Origin of the sequence: Nitrosopumilus sp. b2, from assembly GCF_014078535.1 — an archaeon.
Classification (GTDB): domain Archaea; phylum Thermoproteota; class Nitrososphaeria; order Nitrososphaerales; family Nitrosopumilaceae; genus Nitrosopumilus; species Nitrosopumilus piranensis.
The window spans coordinates 131,286-150,342 of record NZ_MU078702.1 but is presented as its reverse complement, the minus strand read 5'-3'; the positions used below and the strand labels follow the sequence as shown (position 1 = coordinate 150,342).

Here is a 19,057-nt window from a genome sequence, read left to right as displayed (position 1 = left end):
TAAGGGTTTACAGCCACTTTTTTTGGTAATTCTCTCTTTCCATTTTAAAGAGAAATTGTTGTGCATATCCTGCATATGGGCCAAAATAATCTACAATTTTTTCATGTATACTTTCATATTGTTTTTCTGTAATTGTTTTAGTGTATAGTTGAAATTTATCTGAATAGTATTTTTCTAAAATTCTAATCATCCATCTATCTAATGGAAATGCTTCTAATTTATCAAGAGAAAATAACAAAATACAATCTGCCACTTTGTTCCCTATTCCGGGGATGGTACAGATTTTCTTTTTTGCATCAACATAACTAAGTGTCTTCAAATCCTCAATTACAATTTTTTGTGATGAAATCATTTTTGCAGCTTCTTTTATAAATTTGGCACGATAACCAACACCACATTTTTTAATTTCATTAATTGATATTTTAGATATTGTTTCTGCATTAGGAAATAAAAAAAACTCTTGATTTTTGTATTCTATACTCTCTCCAAATTTTTCTGATATGTTTTCTAGACTTTTTTTAATTTTTTGAATATTTGAATTAGAAGATACAATAAAAGAAATTATGCATTGGAAAGGATCTTGGTTTATGATTCGTAACCCTGCAAATTTTTCTACAGCAGTTTTCACTGTTTTATCTTTTGAAATGGATTTAATTATCTCATCAAAATTATCTTTATTTCTAAAAAAATCTGTATTGTTATTTTTCAAAGATTCTATTTTTCCATTACTGTTTATTTGAAGAACATCTTGGCCATTAACCCCGTACCAAAAATCATTATTTTTTCTCCAAAGAAAAACTTGGCCACTATTTATTGAATTTTCTACATCTATCGTTTGTTTTATTTGCATTTCACACAGCAATTTCTTCATTAACTGCAGGAGAATATGCTTCTAATCCAAACTTTTCATGTATTTCTTGTGCAAATGAATCACAAGATTCAGAATCTCCGTGTACTGTCAATACTTTGGGATTGCCTTTTATTTTTTTAATCATATCAAATAATTCATTTCTGTCTGCATGACCTGAAAACTCAAATTGTTTTACTTGGGCAGTTACACTGATATCTTTTCCTCTAGCTGAAACCTTTCCTGTTTCTAGTAATTTTTTACCAGGAGTGCCTTCTCCTTGATATGACACAAGGGCTATTCCATTTTTATCATCAAATGCAAGATGTTGCAAGTAGAAAACTGCATTTCCTCCTACCAACATCCCTGCAGGTGAAATTACAACACATGGTTCATCCATTGCCCGTTTTCTTTCTCCATGATCAGTAATCGCAGTTGCCCCTTTAATTGCTTCAGAAAACATTTTTGGGTCTCGTAGGTATTCTGGATGTTTAAACATTATTTGATTTACTTTTAATGCCATTCCATCCATAATGATTCTGTGTTTGAAATTTGCATTCTTTAAAATACATGCAATCTCTTGAGAGCGTTCAACTGAAAACGATGGAATAAACAATATTCCTTTTTTATCCATTACTTCATTTGCAAATTCTATTAGTTCAGCTTCTGATTCTTTTCTTGGTTTTTGTTCTGTCATGGCATAGGTACTTTCAGTAATCAACATATCAATTTCACCAATATCCAAATCCATCTCTCGAAGCATTCTTGACCCATTTGTTTTAATATCTCCTGTATAGAACAGTCGTTTCTTCTCAGATTCTACCAAGACAGTACTACCACCTATTACATGTCCTGACTCTCTTAACTCAAATGTTGCGTTACCTTTGGTTATTTTTTGTTTAAACCCAATCTCTTTTGCATTTTTCATCATGTTGTTTAATTCAGGTATGTCAAATGGATGCGAATTTTTCTCAATTTTTAGCATATCTTCAATTAATAATTTTGATAAATCAAATGTTGGTGGAGTTGCATATACATCAGTATTTCCGCTTACAAAAAGAGATGGAACATTTCCAGAATGATCCAAATGGGCATGTGTGATGATTATTGCATCCAAGTCCTTTGGCTTTACATGTAGTGGGTATTGTGGTGGTGTGCCCCTTCTTCCAAATAATACCCCATAATCTAACAAGAGATTTGTTCTATTGCAATTTACTAAAAAACCTGATCTGCCAACCTCGTTTGCAGCACCTAAAACTTTAACATTCAAGAATTAGAATGAATTTTCATCTACGTTAAAACCTTCTTGACAAAAAACCGATCATTATGCCTAACATGGAATCTTCAAAAGCTTTAATTAGTGCAAGCTAAGATCCGATCCTCATGGGAAGAAGCTTCCAAGAATGGTTAGGACAACAAGATCAAGCCGTCGTCGCTAAAACACGTGCTGGTGACGAAGCAAACAAACCGCTCCTAAACCAAATTAACTGGATTTGGGTTAACAATCTGATGAATCAGAAGGCAGACCTTAATCCATCTTCTGCAGAATTACTTGACTGGGTTACTTCTGGTCAAATAGACGCAATGAGAAAATAAACGTGATTATCACGTTATCTTTTTGTTTTTTAAAATTTTCAATCTAGATTCTGCGCATGATTTTTGACGATCAAATTTCATAACAGGGTTATGGATATCAATCATGGTTTAAATAGTAATCAAGCACTCTTTGTTTTGTAATGCCAATAGCAATACTTCCAGACATTGATGAACAAAGATGTATCGGATGTGCACTATGTGTAGAAATCTGTACAACTCTTGGTCCAGATGTCCTTAGAGTAAAACCAGTTGAAGGCTGGAAGAGAGGTAAAGCATTTGTCTTCTACCCAGAAAGATGTATTTCTGATGGTGCATGCATCGGTGTATGCCCAACAAAATCAATCTTTTGGATGAGACCAATGAATTACACTGCTGGACAACCAGTACCTCTTCACAAAAACGGTGTCTTCATTAACGGTTGGGCAGAAGACGCAGCACTATAAGCTGAATCTTTTAGCACATTCTTTTTTCTTATTTTTAATTATGAAAAAGATTTTCTCTTGATTTTTTTTGGCAATGTTTTTACAAAATATTTTAAAAAATTATCCTTTTTGTCATATCGAATTTCTACAAATTGATTATTTTCAAAAAATACCTCCCATGTCTTTCCAAACTCTAAGAATTCTTTAGGATCAAAATTCATCCTTGATGTCTCATGATGGGCAGCAGGAAAAATGTCTGAAATCTCAATTGGAATTAATCCTAACTGGGGATTATATTGACAAACTTGAGTTTCTTCAAAATCTTTGAGTTTTTTTGATAGATTAACAAATTGGTGAGATAGGTATCCTGGCTTTGTTGATGACTCTTTTGTGATTAGTAGTTTCTTTTTCTTTGATTTGAATTTCCTTACTGTCTCATGAAATGACTGCACCTCAGGCCTGTATTGATCCTCTTTATCAAATAGAAAAATTGCCCTTTCCTTGAATTTTGGGGTTGCAATTTTAAGAAATTCTGCATTTTCTGTCATAACCTCTATCATCTCAAATAATTTTGGATGTGCTCTTGCCTTTTTGATAACATATTCCCATAACCTACCTTCATGAATTGCCTGCTTTACCTTGTCAACTTCTAATTTTATTGCATACAGATTATGGATGGCAATCTGATTAATCTTCTCAGTTGATTCTAACTGTCGTAACTCATCAGGAGTATACTTTGAGCATATTTCGCAATTACATGGAAATACTACTATATCTGATAAATATCGTGTCCCGTCTTCTGTAATGTACCTGTTTTGTTTTGCATATAGCATGTATGAAGCTGAATCAAATGTATCGCAACCTAGGGCAACTGCAAATGGAATAGTTAATGGATGCCCTGCACCAAAAAGATGCAATGGTATGTTATGTGGAATCTGTTTTTTTGCTGCAACAATCATTTGAGCTAACAATCTATATTCATATGACTCCATAAATTCAACTGGACTTCCTAAGGCCAACATTTTGTAACCCATTTTGATCAAACCTTTTGTTGATTTTGCAACAAGTTCAAAATGTTCTCCTCCTTGTATTGGCCCAATCCAAATCTGCCCATTGTTTTTACTATTATCAATAGTTTCTTTGCAGACTTTGAGTGTATGTTTGACATATGCTTCTGCTTTTTTTATTGGAAGTCCAAACCCTGTTGGTTTATCTAATGGAATTGCAAAATCTGTCATAATCCCTTCTTCAAAATCTGCCATTTCTGTTGGAGAAACTGGAACATCACCATACTCTAAAACTTGATAACCGCCAGAGTCTGTCATAATTCCTTTGTCATAATCTATAATTTTGTGAATTCCTTTTTCTATTGCTTTGTCTCCGTAGTTGTTTCTAGTAATGTATGCATTTGTAATTACCAAATCAAAACCAATTGATTTGATTTTTTTTGAAGGAATTGTTTGCTTTACTGGATGAATGACTGGAACATAAGCTGGTGTTTCAATTTTTCCGTGGTTTGTCTCTATAATGCCTATACGGCCTGCCAAATCTGTTTTTGATATCTCAAACAAGTATATTTTCAAACCAAAAGGCGTTATTTAATCAATCAACAAAAAATTTTTTCAAATCATTATTTTTGGTAACTAAATCAAGCCAATCTACTTCTTCAGAATCTTTTTTCCCTGAAACAGCTGACTCTACTTTATTTAGAACGTCTTGAATCTCTTTTTGACTAACATTAATTTGTACAACTTTGTCTTTGAATTGGTTTTTTGCATCATATGTAATAATTCCTAGAATTTCACTACTAGCGTTTTCATTGCTTTTTTTATTTGAATATCCTCTTTCTTTGTAGACTTTGATTAAATCATATGGACTACGTCTCAAAATAATAACTACACTAACTCTATTTTTGTCTAAAACATATGGTGCTAAATGTCCTACAATGATACATTTGTTTAAATTTTTTTTATCAAGAATTTCTTTTAATTTTTTGGCATCTACGTCATTTGACTCATCATTTTCCTCAAATAATCCTGAATCTTTTGCAATTTGATTAATGTCAATTATTTCTAATTGCATTTTTTGTGAAATCTCTTTTGCAATAGTATGTTTCCCAACACCTGGATTCCCTGTAATGACTATTGACACACTATGAATTTGTGATGTAGCCATTAAACGATTTCTGCAATACTAATAAGTAGAATTGAATTCTTGAGATCATTGCAAATTGGTTTACTAGGTAAAGCAAATGTTGGAAAATCTACCTTTTTCTCAGCTGCTACTGAAACCCCTGTTGCTTCAGGAAATTTCCCATTTACAACTATTGAGCCAAATATTGGAGTTGCATATGTAAAAGCTGATTGTGCTTGTAAACATTTCAAAATTGAACATCAAAATGATCTATGTGTTAAAGGAACAAGATTCATTCCCGTAAAACTTATTGATATTGCTGGATTGGTTCCTGGAGCACATGAAGGAAAAGGGTTAGGAAATCAATTTCTTGATGATGCAAGACAAGCTGAAGTTTTGATTCATGTTGTTGATATTGCTGGAACCACTGATATTCAGGGACAACCAGTTCCACCAGGAACCCATAATCCTCTTGAAGATGTGGAGTTTGTTCAAGATGAATTTGATCAATGGTTTGCCGATATTTTAAAACGTGAATGGGATAAAATTACAAGAGAAATTCATCAAAAAAGAGATAAACTTACAGATGGAATTGCAAAGCGATTTACTGGTTTGGGAATTAAAGACTTTGAAGTACAGGATGTTTTACAAAAATTAGGTTTTATCTCACGGGATCCAAAAGAATGGACTGATGATGATATAGTTGCATTTGCAAAAGAGCTACGAAAAAATACAAAACCTATGATTATTGCTGCAAACAAAGCTGATTTATGTCCTGATCTTGATATAATTAAAAAAATTAATGACAATGTAATTCCTTGTAGTGCAGAAACTGAATTATTATTACGCAAAGCATCAAAAGCCTGTATTGTAAATTATTCTTCGGGAGATGAAGGGTTTACAATTCCTGAAGGAAAAGAAATTGCACCTCCTCAACAAAAAGCACTTGATTTAGTTAAAACAATCTTTGAAAAGATCCCTTCTACTGGGATTCAAAAAATTTTAAACACTGCTGTTTTTGATTCACTCAACTTTATAGTAGTATATCCAGTTGAAGACGAAACTAAACTTACCAATAAGGATGGAGTTATTCTACCTGATGCTAAACTACTTCCACAAGATTCAACTGCAAAAGACTTGGCAGGATTAATTCATGCTGATATAGCAAAAGGATTTTTACATGCAATTGACTGTAAAACAAAACAACGAATCAGTGGTGATCAAAAACTAAAAAATGGTGATGTGATCAAAATTGTTTCAACTCTAAGTAGGGGATAAAATGTTAGGGTTAGGAATCGAAAGTACAGCTCATACATTTTCATGTGCCGTTATTGAAAAAAAGGGAAATAAAGGAAAGATTCTATCAGATGTGCGAAAAATATTTCGTCCTGCAGATGGAGAGGGAATTCATCCTCGAGAGGCCTCCCGGCATCATATTGAAAACAGTTCTTCTGTGCTATCTGAATGCCTTGATGAAGCAAATATCAAAATTAGTGATTTAGATATTGTCTCTTATGCTGCTGGTCCTGGATTGGGTCCATGTTTGCGTGTTGGAGCTGTAGTTGCAAGGTCACTGGCATCTTTTTACAAAATTCCAATTTATCCTGTTAATCATGCATTAGGTCATATTGAATTAGGAAAACTGCTAACTGGTGCAAGAAATCCTTTAGTTCTTTTAGTTTCTGGAGGTCATACAATGCTTTTGGCATTTCTAAACAAACAGTGGAGAGTATTTGGTGAAACTTTGGATATCACTTTGGGTCAACTGCTAGATCAATTTGGCAGATCAATAGGTTTTGCATCTCCTTGTGGAAAAAACATAGAAGAATTAGCATCAAAATCCTCAAATTATGTTACGTTGCCCTATTCAGTTAAAGGAAACGATGTCTCGTTTTCCGGATTACTTTCTGCAACAAAATCTGTAGCAAAAACAAATCAAGTTGATGCATGTTATTCTCTTCAAGAAACTGCTTTTGCAATGATTGCAGAAGCAGTAGAGCGTGCTTTGTCTTTTACAAGAAAAAAAGAACTAATGATTGTAGGTGGCGTAGCTGCTAACAAAAGATTATCTGAAATGCTGCAAGATGTGTGTAAACGACACGGTTCTAAATTTTATGTTGTCCCCTTAAAATATGCTGGAGACTGTGGGAGTCAAATTTGTTGGACAGGACTTTTAGAATCTAAAGTTAAGAAAGGAACTTTACTCAAAGATACATTTGTTACACAATCTTGGAGATTAGATTCTGTTAAAGTTGATTACTAATTTTCATAATTTGCAATTGCGTCATCAATGCTTTTGAGCCAATTTTTTGTGTTAAACACTCCAAACTTGTAGGTTTTATCCCCGTCATCTATTTTTGCATTAAAACATACTTTTTTCATTAGTAATCCCTCTTTCCACGTTTTTGTTACATTATCTAATGTTACATTCAATATGGTATCTCCCATATGTTTTGAGAAATCCATCATTCTTGCTCTAGTTTTATCAAAAGCTAATCTTTTGTTGGTCAATGTAAGAATACCTGAACCTAAAACATCTTCACTACAATCCTCTTGTTTTATTCTTTTTTCACCCTCTTCCATGATTAATTTTTATTGAATTCATTTGAATATAACGTTAATGAAATTAATTAAGAAAGGAGCAGAGGCTGACATCTACAAAACTATTTGGCATAATTCTCCTGCTATTTTAAAAATCAGAAAAACAAAAAATTATCGTAATCTACTACTTGACTCAAAAATTCGTAAGCAACGAACTATTAAAGAATCTCAAATGATTTCTCAAGTAAAATTATTTGGAATTCCAACACCTCTTGTTTATTTTGTTAACTTGGAAAAAACTTCAATTACTATGCAAGAAATTCAAGGAAAACCAGTTCATGATTTATCCGAATCAAAAATTATTCAACTATCAAAGACAATTGGAAAACTTGTTGGAATGCTTCATAAAAACGGTATTATGCATGGAGATTTAACCACTTCAAATTTTATTTTATTCAAAAATAACGTCTATGTAATTGATTTTGGTTTGTCTCAAAATACAATCAAACCTGAGGATCATGCAGTTGATCTGCGATTGATTAAAGAAATACTAAACAGCGCGCATGCAAAAATCATGATTCCTGCATGGAAGAATTTCTTATTTGGATACAAATCTGTAGTTGGAAATGCCAACTACGTGAAAATTACTAAACTAGTGTCAGATATTGAAAGTCGTGGTAGGTATGCACAAGTCGTTTGATCTATATTTTGTATCTTCAAACTACCACAAATACAAAGAAGCAAAAAGTATTCTCAATTCATTTGGAATAAAACTAGGTTTTTTCAAATTAAGTTTAGATGAAATTCAATCCACTTCATTAAAAGAAATTGCAGAAAAAAAAGCATATGATGCATTTTCAAAATGCAAAAAACCAATCATAATAGAAGATGATGGTTTATTCATTGATTCTTTAAATGGATTTCCAGGTCCATATTCTTCATATGTATTCAAAACTATTGGCAACAAAGGAATTTTAAACCTTCTCACAACAAAAAGAAAAGCAAAATTTGTATCAATCATTACTTATTGTGATAAAAAAATTCTGAAATCTTTTGACGCAAAATTAGATGGAACTGTTTCAAAATCCCAAAATGGAATGGGCTGGGGTTATGATCCAATTTTTATTCCAAAAAATTATAAAAAAACATTTGCCGAAATGAAAAACAAAAATGATTTATCTCATAGGTTTAAATCTTTGAAAAAATTTTCTAATTGGTATTTGCATAAGATGGAATCCAACGATCGATAAATCTCTCATTATTTTGCAATATTGAAATTCTTGAAACAAAACTTTCATCCATCACTGAGAATATTTTACTCTGTTTTGCAATTTGTTCACTAAATTGTTTTACTTCTTCCATTTCTAACATGTTTGAATGTTCTAACCTGTTTGTAGAACGCCCAATATGCATGTATGATTTTATTTCAATAAAATGAGGACTTGATTCTCTAAACATTTTAGCAAATGCTGGAATCATGTCTTTTTGATCATTATACCCCCTGATCAATGTGATTCGTAGAACAGTTCGTGTGTTTAGATGTTTTAGCATACCAAGTGTTCTATTCCATCTCTCCCACGAATCATCATATTTTGGCTTGTTAATTTTCAAAAACGATTTATAGTCTGCTGCATTAGTTGATAAATACAATTGTGTAGGTAATGCATCTTCGTCTTGTAATCTCTGAATCATGTCTGGCTCTTGACCGTTTGTAACAAGAAAAATTGATTTTGTTGTTTGAAGTGAGTTTAGATATTTTATTAGTTCTGGTAATTTAGGATACATTGTAGGCTCTCCTGAAAGTGAAATTGCATAGTGGCTAGGAAGTAAAGATTCATCTAATCTTTGTTTATCATTTCTTGAATCTCCATAATATCCATTGATCAGTTTTTTTCTTTCAGCCATTAGTTTAGTTAAAATTTCTTTAGGTTCTGCAACTTGTTCTGGTTTCATTTCTAATGAATCATAAAATTCCATTGGTCTCCAACAATAAACACAACGATTCTCACAATGCATTCCTGCTGGGGAAAATTCCATACACCTATGAGTTGAAATTCCATAAAACTTGTGTTTGTAGCAATTACCTTCATGTTTGAATGATTTTTTTGTCCAGTGACATAGTTCTACAGTTGAGTGATCAGAAACACCGTACTTTGCTTTTTTTAGTTGTGCAGATATTGCAGGCTTGATCTGAATCAATTGCTCTTCTCCATCAATTATTTCACCTGAGCAACTCATATGTCCAAATCTTGTTTTGGTTTACTTAAATTGATCGAGTTTTTTCTTCAAGATTGAAAATTTACCCAAAACATTTGATATTTTTAGGTGAATTTAGAGTGAGGTTTAATAACTGGATCCTCAGGAATATTTTAGGCATTGAAGAAAATACATACTTTACCATTTCTATTGTTACTAATAACGACTTTAACCAGCATGCCTATTAATCCAGCATTTGCAGCAGGTGACTTGGATAAAGATGGTGTTGATGATACTGTTGATTTATGTCCCAATCTGAGAGAAGATTATGTAGGTGCAATTGATGGTTGTCCCTCAAACTTTGTTCCATGGTATGATGAAGACTTTGATGGAATAGAAGATCATATTGATCAATGTCCAACTCTTAAGGAACGTTATAATGGATTCCAAGATGAAGATGGTTGTCCTGATTTTTCCCCTCAAGGTGGAAAAGGTGGATTGCCTGATTCTGATGGAGATGGATTTGTTGACACTCAAGATTTGTGTCCAAACCAACCTGAAACATTTAATGGTGTTTTAGATAGAGACGGCTGTCCTGATGATTATGGTTCTGGGGACCGTGATAGAGATGGTGTACTTGATGCAGCTGATAAATGTCCATTAAACCCAGAAACTTACAACCGATTCCAAGATGAAGATGGTTGTCCTGATACTAAAACTGATCTTGCTTTTGCAGATACAGATAATGATGGAATTAAAGATTCACTTGACTTATGTCCACTAGAGCCTGAAGTGTTTAATGATTATAGGGACACTGATGGTTGTCCTGATGTTGCACTTGATACTACATTTTCTGATAAAGATGGTGATGGAATAGCAGACAAATTTGATATTTGTCCTAACGAACCAGAAACTTTTAATCGATTTGCTGATTATGATGGATGTCCTGATTCTGCTCCATCATTTGTTGGTTCATTAAATGATGCAGATGGTGACAGAATAAAAGACATTGATGATGCTTGTCCTTTAGAGCCTGAAAGATATAATGGATTCCAAGATGAAGATGGATGTCCTGATATTCCTCCTTACTCAAGTGATAATGATTCAGATCAAGATGGTATTCCTAATAGTATTGATCAATGTCCTAACGTAAAAGAAACTTACAATCAATTCAAAGACTATGACGGTTGTCCAGACTTTGTTTCAGATAACAAAGGTACAACTGACACTGACGGTGATGGAATTATTGATAATAATGATTTGTGTCCAAACCAACCTGAAACATTTAACGGTGTTTTAGATAGAGACGGCTGTCCTGATGATTATGGTTCTGGGGACCGTGATAGAGATGGTGTACTTGATGCAGCTGATAAATGTCCATTAAACCCAGAAACTTACAATAACTTCCAAGACGAAGACGGTTGCCCTGATTCTATTTCAGGTAAATCTGCATTTGATTTTGATGGTGACGGTATTTCTGATTTAACCGACAAATGTCCTCTCAAACCTGAAACCGTAAATGGATATCAAGATACTGACGGCTGCCCTGATGTTGCAGTTCTAGATTCAGATGGTGATGGTATTAGGGATGACATAGATCAATGCCCTTCAACAGCTGAAACTTGGAATAGATATAATGATCATGACGGTTGCCCAGATAATCCATCTGATGCAGACTCTGATTTTGACGGTATTTTAGATTCAGTTGATGAATGCCCATTAGATAGAGAAAGATATAATGGATACCAAGACGAAGACGGCTGTCCTGATTATCCTGATTTTATTACTAGTTTAGATTCTGATTTTGACGGTATTTTAGATTCAGTTGATGAATGCCCATTAAACCCAGAAACTTACAATAACTTCCAAGACGAAGACGGCTGCCCTGATGTTGTATCTGATAACAAAGGCACTCCAGATTCAGATAAAGATGGAATTAATGATTACAATGATCATTGTCCAAACCAACCTGAAACATTTAATGGTATTCTAGATAGAGACGGTTGCCCTGATGATTACATCTTAAGCCATGACAGAGATAGAGACGGCATTCCTGATGCAATTGATGCATGTCCATCACAAAAAGAAACTTGGAATAAATTCCAAGATGACGACGGTTGCCCTGATACTATCTCTAAATCATTTGCGGTAGACTCTGATAATGATGGAATTTCTGATGTCAAGGATCAGTGTCCATTAGTTGCAGAAAATTATAATGGATTTGAAGATACTGACGGCTGCCCTGACATTGATGATAAGCAACCTGATTCAGACGGTGATGGTGTTCCAGACGTGATGGATTTGTGTCCAACACAAAATGAAACATGGAACCGTTATGTTGATTATGACGGCTGCCCTGATGAAATGCCACTCGGAAACATGACAAGTGACAGTGATGGAGATGGAATAAATGATGATGTTGATTTGTGTCCAAACCTTAAAGAAACTTGGAATAAATACAGTGATAGAGACGGTTGTCCTGATATTGTACCTGAACAATCAAGATACAAACATGATCTTGATCTAGATGACATTATCAATGAAAATGATTTGTGCCCACTTGAACCAGAGGATTATGACGGTGACAACGACACTGATGGATGTCCAGACTCTTAGGTGTTCATAAAATGAAACAACACTTTCTTTTAGGATTTTTACTTTTACTCACACTAACTATAGGGATGTCTCCAAGCGTTTATGCAAATAAAGCAATTGATTCTGACGGTGATGGTGTACCAAACGATATGGATGAGTGTCCTCATCTACTAGAGGATTATGATCCTCAATATGGTAATAATATAGATGGATGTCCTGCAGATTTTGTTCCTTGGTATGATGCTGATTATGATGGTATTCAAGATCATGTTGATAACTGTCCTACTGTAAAAGAGACTTACAATAGATTCCAAGATCATGACGGCTGTCCAGATATTTCCCCTAGTGGTCAAAAGAATGTTGCAGATTCAGACGGTGATGGGTTCCCTGATTATCTAGATTTTTGTCCAAACCAACCTGAAACATTTAACGGAATTGATGACACTGACGGCTGCCCTGAAAATGATCGTTCCGTAATTGATAGTGATCAAGACGGAATTTCTGATAAAAAAGATTCATGTCCACTAGAAGCTGAAACTTATAATCAATTCCAAGACACTGACGGCTGCCCTGATTTTGTTGACTCTACATTATCTGCTTACGCATTCCCTGATACTGATGATGATGGAATTGAAGATAGATGGGATGCATGTATTGATGAGCCAGAAAATTATAACGGTAATTTAGATTGGGACGGCTGCCCTGACATTCCTGGTGTAACAAGCACTATAGCTCCTGATGCTGACTTTGATGGTATCCCTGATGATGTAGATGCATGTCCACTAGAACGTGAAAACTATAACAAATTCCAAGACACTGACGGCTGCCCTGATGTTTTACAATTACAACTTACTGGTGATTCAGACGGTGATGGAATATTAGATCATGATGATTCTTGTCCATTTAGTCCTGAAACTTATAACAAATTCCAAGACACTGACGGCTGCCCTGACTTTGTTGCAGATAACAAACTTTCAGCTGATACTGACGGTGATGGAATTATTGATAATGTAGACTTATGTCCAACACAACCTGAAACTTACAATGGCTTCCAAGACGCTGATGGTTGTCCAGACAGTACTATGTATAAGATTGATACAGATAAAGATGGCATTTTTGATACAGTTGATTTATGTCCAACACAACCTGAAACTTACAATGGCTTCCAAGACACTGACGGCTGCCCTGACTCTGTTGATTCTACACTATCTGCTTATACATTCCCAGATACTGATGGTGATGGAATTGACGATAGATGGGATGCATGTATTGATGAGCCAGAAAACTTTAATGGATTTTTAGACCATGACGGCTGCCCTGAAACTATGGGTACTACTGCTGGTGATATGATTGATACTGATTATGATGGAATTGCTGATCATTTAGATCAATGCCCAACAATTGCTGAAAGATACAACAAATTCCAAGACGAAGACGGCTGTCCAGATAGTATAATTCATCAAGCAATTGGTGATTCTGACGGTGATGGTATTCCTGATGATGTAGATGAATGTCCTACTGCCAAAGAGACTTATAATAAATTCAAAGACTTTGACGGCTGCCCTGATTTTGTTGCTGATAACAAAATTTCAGCTGATTCTGACGGTGATGGAATTGTTGATTATCTAGACTTATGTCCAACACAACCTGAAACTTATAATGGATTCCAAGACCTAGACGGCTGTCCAGATAATTCTGTTTCTAAACTTGACTCCGACATGGATGGAATTTTAGATGTATCTGATGCATGTCCACTAGAAGCTGAAACATATAACAAATTCCAAGACACTGACGGCTGCCCTGACTCTACTGATTCTGCAAAATATGATTATACATTCCCTGATACTGATGGTGATGGAATTGAAGATAGATGGGATGCATGTATTGATGAGCCAGAAAATTATAACGGTAATTTAGATTGGGACGGCTGCCCTGATATATTAGGTGCAGAATCTACAACTCCAGTTTATGCAGATTCTGACGGTGATGGCTATCCAGATGCAGTTGATTCTTGTCCAACAAAACCTGAAACTTGGAATAAATATCTAGATAAAGATGGTTGTCCAGATATTGCCCCAGAACAGCAAAGATTTGTTCATGATAATGATCTAGATGATATCATTAATGATGAAGATTTGTGTCCAGACGATCCTGAAGATTATGATGGTGACAGAGACACTGACGGCTGCCCTGATCCATAACTTTTCTTACATTGATCTGTAATACTTTAGAAGAATCTATTTAACGTGAGACTTAATAAATACTTGATAATAGCGGAGTCAGGGATACAATGAAACAACACTTTCTTTTAGGATTTTTACTTTTACTCACACTAACTATAGGGATGTCTCCAAGCGTTTATGCAAATAAAACAATTGATTCTGACGGTGATGGTGTACCAAACGATATTGATTTTTGTCCTCATCTACTAGAGGATTATGATCCTCAATATGGTAATAATATAGATGGATGTCCTGCAGATTTTGTCCCTTGGTATGATTCAGATTATGATGGTATCCAAGATCATATTGATGGTTGTCCTACTGTAAGGGAAACTTACAACAAATTCCAAGACACTGACGGCTGCCCTGACTTATCTCCTGATGGTGGAAAAGGACTAATTGATTCAGATTATGATGGATATCCTGATTATCTAGATTTATGTCCATCACAACCTGAAACATTTAACGAAATTGATGACACTGACGGCTGCCCTGATGATGAATTAAATTTACTAGATCGTGATAGAGACGGAATTTCTGATAAAAAAGATTCATGTCCACTAGAAGCTGAAACTTACAATCAATTCCAAGACACTGACGGCTGCCCTGACTCTGTTGACTCTACACTATCTGCTTACACATTCCCAGATACTGATGGTGATGGAATAGATGATAGATGGGATCAATGTCTAAACGAGCCTGAAAATCATAATGGATTCCAAGATGAGGATGGATGCATAGATGTTCTAGGTGCACACTCTGACGGCTTTATTGATTCTGATTATGATAGTATTGGTGATGATGTTGATGCATGTCCACTAGAACGTGAAAACTATAACAAATTCCAAGATGACGACGGCTGCCCTGATGTTTTACAATTGCAAATTACTGGTGATTCAGACGGTGATGGAATACTAAATTCATTTGATGAATGTCCGTATCAACCTGAAACTTACAACAAATTCCAAGATGACGACGGCTGCCCTGATTCTTTATTTGACAATAGATATTCTTCTGATTCAGATGGTGATGGAATAATTGATAATCTAGACATATGTCCAAATCGCTCTGAAACTTTTAATGGGTTCCAAGACACTGACGGCTGCCCTGATAATTCTGTATCTACACTTGATTCCGACATGGATGGAATTCCTAATGTTTCAGATTCATGTCCGCTAGAACCTGAAACTTATAATCAATTCCAAGACACTGACGGCTGCCCTGACTCTGTTGACTCTACACTATCCGGTTATACATTTCCTGATACTGATGGTGATGGAATTGAAGATAGATGGGATGCATGTATTGATGAGCCAGAAAATTATAACGGTAATTTAGATTGGGACGGCTGCCCTGATACTCTAGGAATTTCAAAATCTGCATTATCTGATATTGACTATGATGGAATTCCTGATGAAGTGGATTTATGTCCTACAATTGGTGAGCGATATAATGGCTTCCAAGATGACGACGGCTGCCCTGACACTATACCTTATGATTCATTTGCAGATTCAGATGGTGACGGAATTCCCAACAATGTAGATCAGTGTCCTCAAAGTAAAGAGACTTACAACAAATTCCAAGATGACGACGGCTGCCCTGATTCTTTATTTGACAATAGATATTCTTCTGATTCAGATGGTGATGGAATAATTGATAATCTAGACATATGTCCAAATCGCTCTGAAACTTACAATGGATTCCAAGATGACGACGGTTGCCCAGACAAATCTGTTTCAAAACTTGATTCCGACATGGATGGAATTTTAGATGTATCTGATGCATGCCCATTAGAACCTGAAACTTACAATTATTATCAAGACGAAGACGGTTGCCCAGATTCTGCAGGTAGCATGGCCTCTTCCTATTCTTTTCCGGATACCGACGGTGATGGAATCGATGATAGATGGGATTCATGTCTTGATGAACAAGAGAACTTTAATGGATACCTAGACTGGGATGGTTGCCCAGATAAATTAGCTGCAGAATCAACCACTCCTACAAGATATGATTCAGACGGTGATGGATTTTATGACGGAATTGACTCTTGTCCAACAAATCCTGAGACTTGGAATAAATACAATGATGATGATGGATGTCCAGATATTGCCCCAGAACAGCAAAGATTTGTTCATGATAATGATCTAGATGAAATCATTAATGATGAAGATTTGTGTCCAGACGATCCTGAAGATTATGATGGTGACAGAGACACTGACGGTTGTCCAGATAACTAATTTTTGAAATAGTAAATATATTCAAATTATTTAGTTTGTTTATGCTTCCAAAATTTTCTAGTAGAGCATTTTTAGCTCCAATGGCAGGAGTAAGTGATCCTGCATTAAGATTGCAATGCAAAAAAATGGGTGCTGGGTTAGTTGTAACTGAATTTACTAGTATTCATAGTATAATTGCAAAAGAAAAACAATTCAAAGAAAACATGAAAACTATTCAAGAATTTATTGAATTTTCAGAGCAAGAGCGACCTATATCGGTTCAATTATTTGGATCTGATCTTTTTGCACTAGAAAAAGCTGCAACAATAGTAGAACCATATTTTGATATTATTGATTATAACATGGGATGCCCTGCACCACATATCACACAACAAATGGCTGGTGGTGCACTATTACAAGAAGTTAATCTAACTCAACAAATTTTCAAAACTCTGGTTAGTGCTGTAAAAAAACCTGTAACTTTGAAGATCCGCTCTGGTGTTACAGAAGCAAGTAAATTTCTTTTTAGAGAAATTGCAGAAATTGCAGAAGATGAAGGCATTCAAATGATTACATTTCATCCTAGAACTGTAAGTCAAGGATACTCTGGTAATGCAGATTGGAAATTAATTAAAGAACTAAAAGAAATATCTAATATTCCTATAGTTGGAAATGGTGATATTTCCACTCCTGAAGATGCCAAAACAATGCTTGATGAGACAAATTGTGATTATGTTATGATTGGACGTGGTGCTATGGGTAATCCTTTCTTGTTTGAGCAAATCAATGATTATCTTGAGACTAATTCATACAAAGAATACTCTTTTCAAGATAGATTGGATTCTTTTTTTGATTATCTGCGTTTGACTAGTCAATACAAAATCAAGTTCTCCAATATCAAAAGTCAAGCAATGCGATTTACAAAAGGAATGAAAGGTGGTTCTAAATTACGTTCTAAAATTACTTTTTCAAAAAATCTTGAAGAACTAGAAAAGATAATGAAAGAAGCATATTTCTTATCTTAAATTTATTTTTAAATTTAAATATTTTCTTTACAGATGTTTATGGTTTTACCTAAAATAATGTTGAATTTTTAAGTAAATCGGACTATTCTTATATATTTCAAGATGGCATTTTAATTATGAAAATAGGAGTTGAATCATAATTGGCAACAGCTTATGTTCTCATAAACTGTGAGCTAGGTTCTGAAGAATCTGTAATATCAGAACTAAAATCTATTGAAGGTGTTGTTGAAGTCCATGGCACATTTGGTGCATATGACATATTAGCAAAAGTTGAGTCTGGCCAAGTAGAAGCATTACGAGAAACCATTACCTGGAAGATCAGAAAAATTCCAAAAATCAGATCAACTTTGACTCTAATGGGAATTGAAGGACAGCAATAACTTCAAAATCCTTTGCTTTTATACTTAGTTTGCAATAAGTTGCTATCCCTTCAAAAAACATGTCCTCCAAAAGGATACCTCCTGAGAGGAAATATTCCTCTCAGCAGCTTATTTACAAATAATCTTTGTAATGAATTTTATAAAATAAAATGATTAGAGGGCCTCTGAACCCGTCTTTTTAGATGCTATATTTAGAGCACTTTCTACGTTGGTGACTGTAATTATTCCGTCTCCCCCCTTTCCTGTAAAAGCTGAATCAGCTATTGCTGACGTTACTTTCTCTACGTCTGAGTCATCTACTATTGTTATTATTGTTGCAACTTTGTTGTGTTCTGCTGTAAATGAACCCGTACCTCTTCCTGATCTGATTTCTTGTCTTTTTCCAGAACCTCTACCCTTTCCTTCTGACATGGTAAATCCTCCGACTAAATCTTTTATTGCATCAGAAACTGTACCGGCCTTGTCTGCTTGAACTGTTGCCTCGATTCGTTTCATTTTCATTTGATTTTCTACTATTGTTTAAAAAAGATCATATGTTTTTTTTAGAGTTTTATGATACATTGTTGGTTATTTCATAATCCTCTGGGCTTTTTTAGTATACAAAAGAAGGAAAATTATGAAAAGTGATGAAAAAAGATCTCAAAGACTCAACTATCTCCTAAAATGTTATTTGAGCAATCCTCAAGAGGGCGCCCTTTATTTGCGGGCAAAACAGATGGGAGTTTCTGATTCTACTGCTAAAGACTATATTCGAACCGTTATTATTCAAGCCCAGAAAATTTACTCAAAATAGTCCTAAACCCACCTATCTAGATGAAATACTGAAACTCAAAGAAATCATTCGAAATCTTAAACAAGGAATTCATAAATAATCATTATAGGAG

19 protein-coding genes are annotated in these 19,057 nt (G+C 34.6%); 12 read left to right on the top strand and 7 right to left on the bottom strand.

Annotated features, from left to right (window positions below):
• Window positions 1–7: 7 nt before the first annotated feature.
• Together C6989_RS00965 and C6989_RS00960 are read right to left on the bottom strand one after the other, a co-directional pair.
• Window positions 8–871: a DNA-3-methyladenine glycosylase 2 gene (locus C6989_RS00965; RefSeq protein WP_182126099.1), complete on the bottom strand. Its 864-nt coding sequence runs from the start codon at window positions 869–871 to the stop codon at window positions 8–10.
• The gene (locus C6989_RS00960; RefSeq protein ID WP_182126098.1) at window positions 852–2,117 is read right to left on the bottom strand and encodes an MBL fold metallo-hydrolase; all 1,266 of its coding nucleotides are present in this window, start codon (window positions 2,115–2,117) and stop codon (window positions 852–854) included. The genes C6989_RS00965 and C6989_RS00960 overlap by 20 nt, the downstream gene beginning before the upstream one ends.
• Window positions 2,118–2,230: 113 nt before the next feature.
• On the opposite strand from C6989_RS00960, the gene C6989_RS00955 reads away from it, so the two are divergent.
• Both C6989_RS00955 and C6989_RS00950 read left to right on the top strand, forming a co-directional pair.
• Window positions 2,231–2,443: a hypothetical protein gene (locus C6989_RS00955; RefSeq protein ID WP_012215921.1), complete on the top strand. Its 213-nt coding sequence runs from the start codon at window positions 2,231–2,233 to the stop codon at window positions 2,441–2,443.
• A gap of 140 nt (window positions 2,444–2,583) precedes the next feature.
• Window positions 2,584–2,886, top strand: coding sequence for an ATP-binding protein (locus tag C6989_RS00950; protein ID WP_014963910.1), 303 nt, complete (start codon window positions 2,584–2,586; stop codon window positions 2,884–2,886).
• Between the two features lie 38 nt (window positions 2,887–2,924).
• Here C6989_RS00950 and tgtA read toward each other — a convergent pair whose 3' ends face one another.
• Together tgtA and C6989_RS00940 are read right to left on the bottom strand one after the other, a co-directional pair.
• Complete coding sequence (gene tgtA / locus C6989_RS00945; protein WP_182126097.1) at window positions 2,925–4,436, bottom strand: tRNA guanosine(15) transglycosylase TgtA; 1,512 nt, start codon at window positions 4,434–4,436, stop codon at window positions 2,925–2,927.
• 31 nt (window positions 4,437–4,467) lie between these two features.
• On the bottom strand, window positions 4,468–5,016 hold the full coding sequence (locus tag C6989_RS00940; RefSeq protein ID WP_255464612.1) for an adenylate kinase family protein: 549 nt from the start codon (window positions 5,014–5,016) through the stop codon (window positions 4,468–4,470).
• A 72-nt stretch (window positions 5,017–5,088) separates the two neighbouring features.
• Here C6989_RS00940 and C6989_RS00935 point away from each other — a divergent pair, with 72 nt between their 5' ends.
• Complete coding sequence (locus C6989_RS00935) at window positions 5,089–6,276, top strand: redox-regulated ATPase YchF (protein ID WP_182126571.1); 1,188 nt, start codon at window positions 5,089–5,091, stop codon at window positions 6,274–6,276.
• Window position 6,277: 1 nt separating this feature from the next.
• The gene (gene kae1, locus C6989_RS00930; protein ID WP_148702264.1) at window positions 6,278–7,261 is read left to right on the top strand and encodes a KEOPS complex N(6)-L-threonylcarbamoyladenine synthase Kae1; all 984 of its coding nucleotides are present in this window, start codon (window positions 6,278–6,280) and stop codon (window positions 7,259–7,261) included.
• Here kae1 and C6989_RS00925 read toward each other — a convergent pair.
• On the bottom strand, window positions 7,258–7,581 hold the full coding sequence (locus C6989_RS00925) for a hypothetical protein (RefSeq protein WP_182126095.1): 324 nt from the start codon (window positions 7,579–7,581) through the stop codon (window positions 7,258–7,260). The genes kae1 and C6989_RS00925 overlap by 4 nt on opposite strands.
• Window positions 7,582–7,618: 37 nt before the next feature.
• Between C6989_RS00925 and C6989_RS00920 the strand changes: the two genes are divergently transcribed.
• Both C6989_RS00920 and rdgB read left to right on the top strand, forming a co-directional pair.
• On the top strand, window positions 7,619–8,239 hold the full coding sequence (locus C6989_RS00920; protein ID WP_182126094.1) for a KEOPS complex kinase/ATPase Bud32: 621 nt from the start codon (window positions 7,619–7,621) through the stop codon (window positions 8,237–8,239).
• Complete coding sequence (rdgB, locus tag C6989_RS00915; RefSeq protein WP_182126570.1) at window positions 8,223–8,789, top strand: RdgB/HAM1 family non-canonical purine NTP pyrophosphatase; 567 nt, start codon at window positions 8,223–8,225, stop codon at window positions 8,787–8,789. Before C6989_RS00920 ends, rdgB begins: the two co-directional genes overlap by 17 nt.
• Here the strand turns inward: rdgB and twy1 are convergent.
• Window positions 8,749–9,777, bottom strand: coding sequence for a 4-demethylwyosine synthase TYW1 (twy1, locus tag C6989_RS00910; RefSeq protein ID WP_182126093.1), 1,029 nt, complete (start codon window positions 9,775–9,777; stop codon window positions 8,749–8,751). The two genes, rdgB and twy1, sit on opposite strands and share 41 nt — an antisense overlap.
• A 195-nt stretch (window positions 9,778–9,972) precedes the next feature.
• Here twy1 and C6989_RS00905 point away from each other — a divergent pair, with 195 nt between their 5' ends.
• The 5 genes from C6989_RS00905 to C6989_RS00885 all read left to right on the top strand — a co-directional run bounded on the left by C6989_RS00905 (window position 9,973) and on the right by C6989_RS00885 (window position 18,173).
• Window positions 9,973–12,351 carry a thrombospondin type 3 repeat-containing protein gene (locus tag C6989_RS00905; protein WP_182126092.1) on the top strand — a complete coding sequence of 793 codons (2,379 nt, stop codon included), beginning with the start codon at window positions 9,973–9,975 and terminating at the stop codon, window positions 12,349–12,351.
• Between the two features lie 11 nt (window positions 12,352–12,362).
• Complete coding sequence (locus tag C6989_RS00900; protein WP_182126091.1) at window positions 12,363–14,531, top strand: thrombospondin type 3 repeat-containing protein; 2,169 nt, start codon at window positions 12,363–12,365, stop codon at window positions 14,529–14,531.
• 89 nt (window positions 14,532–14,620) lie between these two features.
• Window positions 14,621–16,789, top strand: a complete 2,169-nt coding sequence (locus tag C6989_RS00895; protein WP_182126090.1) for a thrombospondin type 3 repeat-containing protein — start codon at window positions 14,621–14,623, stop codon at window positions 16,787–16,789.
• A 41-nt stretch (window positions 16,790–16,830) separates the two neighbouring features.
• Window positions 16,831–17,793 (top strand): tRNA dihydrouridine synthase DusB, encoded by a 963-nt coding sequence (gene dusB / locus C6989_RS00890; RefSeq protein WP_148704063.1) that lies wholly within the window; start codon window positions 16,831–16,833, stop codon window positions 17,791–17,793.
• 140 nt (window positions 17,794–17,933) lie between these two features.
• Window positions 17,934–18,173, top strand: coding sequence for an Lrp/AsnC family transcriptional regulator (locus C6989_RS00885; protein WP_148704062.1), 240 nt, complete (start codon window positions 17,934–17,936; stop codon window positions 18,171–18,173).
• Window positions 18,174–18,326: 153 nt separating this feature from the next.
• Here C6989_RS00885 and C6989_RS00880 read toward each other — a convergent pair whose 3' ends face one another.
• Window positions 18,327–18,668: a P-II family nitrogen regulator gene (locus C6989_RS00880; protein ID WP_148704061.1), complete on the bottom strand. Its 342-nt coding sequence runs from the start codon at window positions 18,666–18,668 to the stop codon at window positions 18,327–18,329.
• 121 nt (window positions 18,669–18,789) lie between these two features.
• Here C6989_RS00880 and C6989_RS00875 point away from each other — a divergent pair, with 121 nt between their 5' ends.
• Window positions 18,790–18,966 (top strand): hypothetical protein, encoded by a 177-nt coding sequence (locus C6989_RS00875; RefSeq protein ID WP_182126089.1) that lies wholly within the window; start codon window positions 18,790–18,792, stop codon window positions 18,964–18,966.
• The last annotated feature ends 91 nt before the right edge of the window (window positions 18,967–19,057 follow it).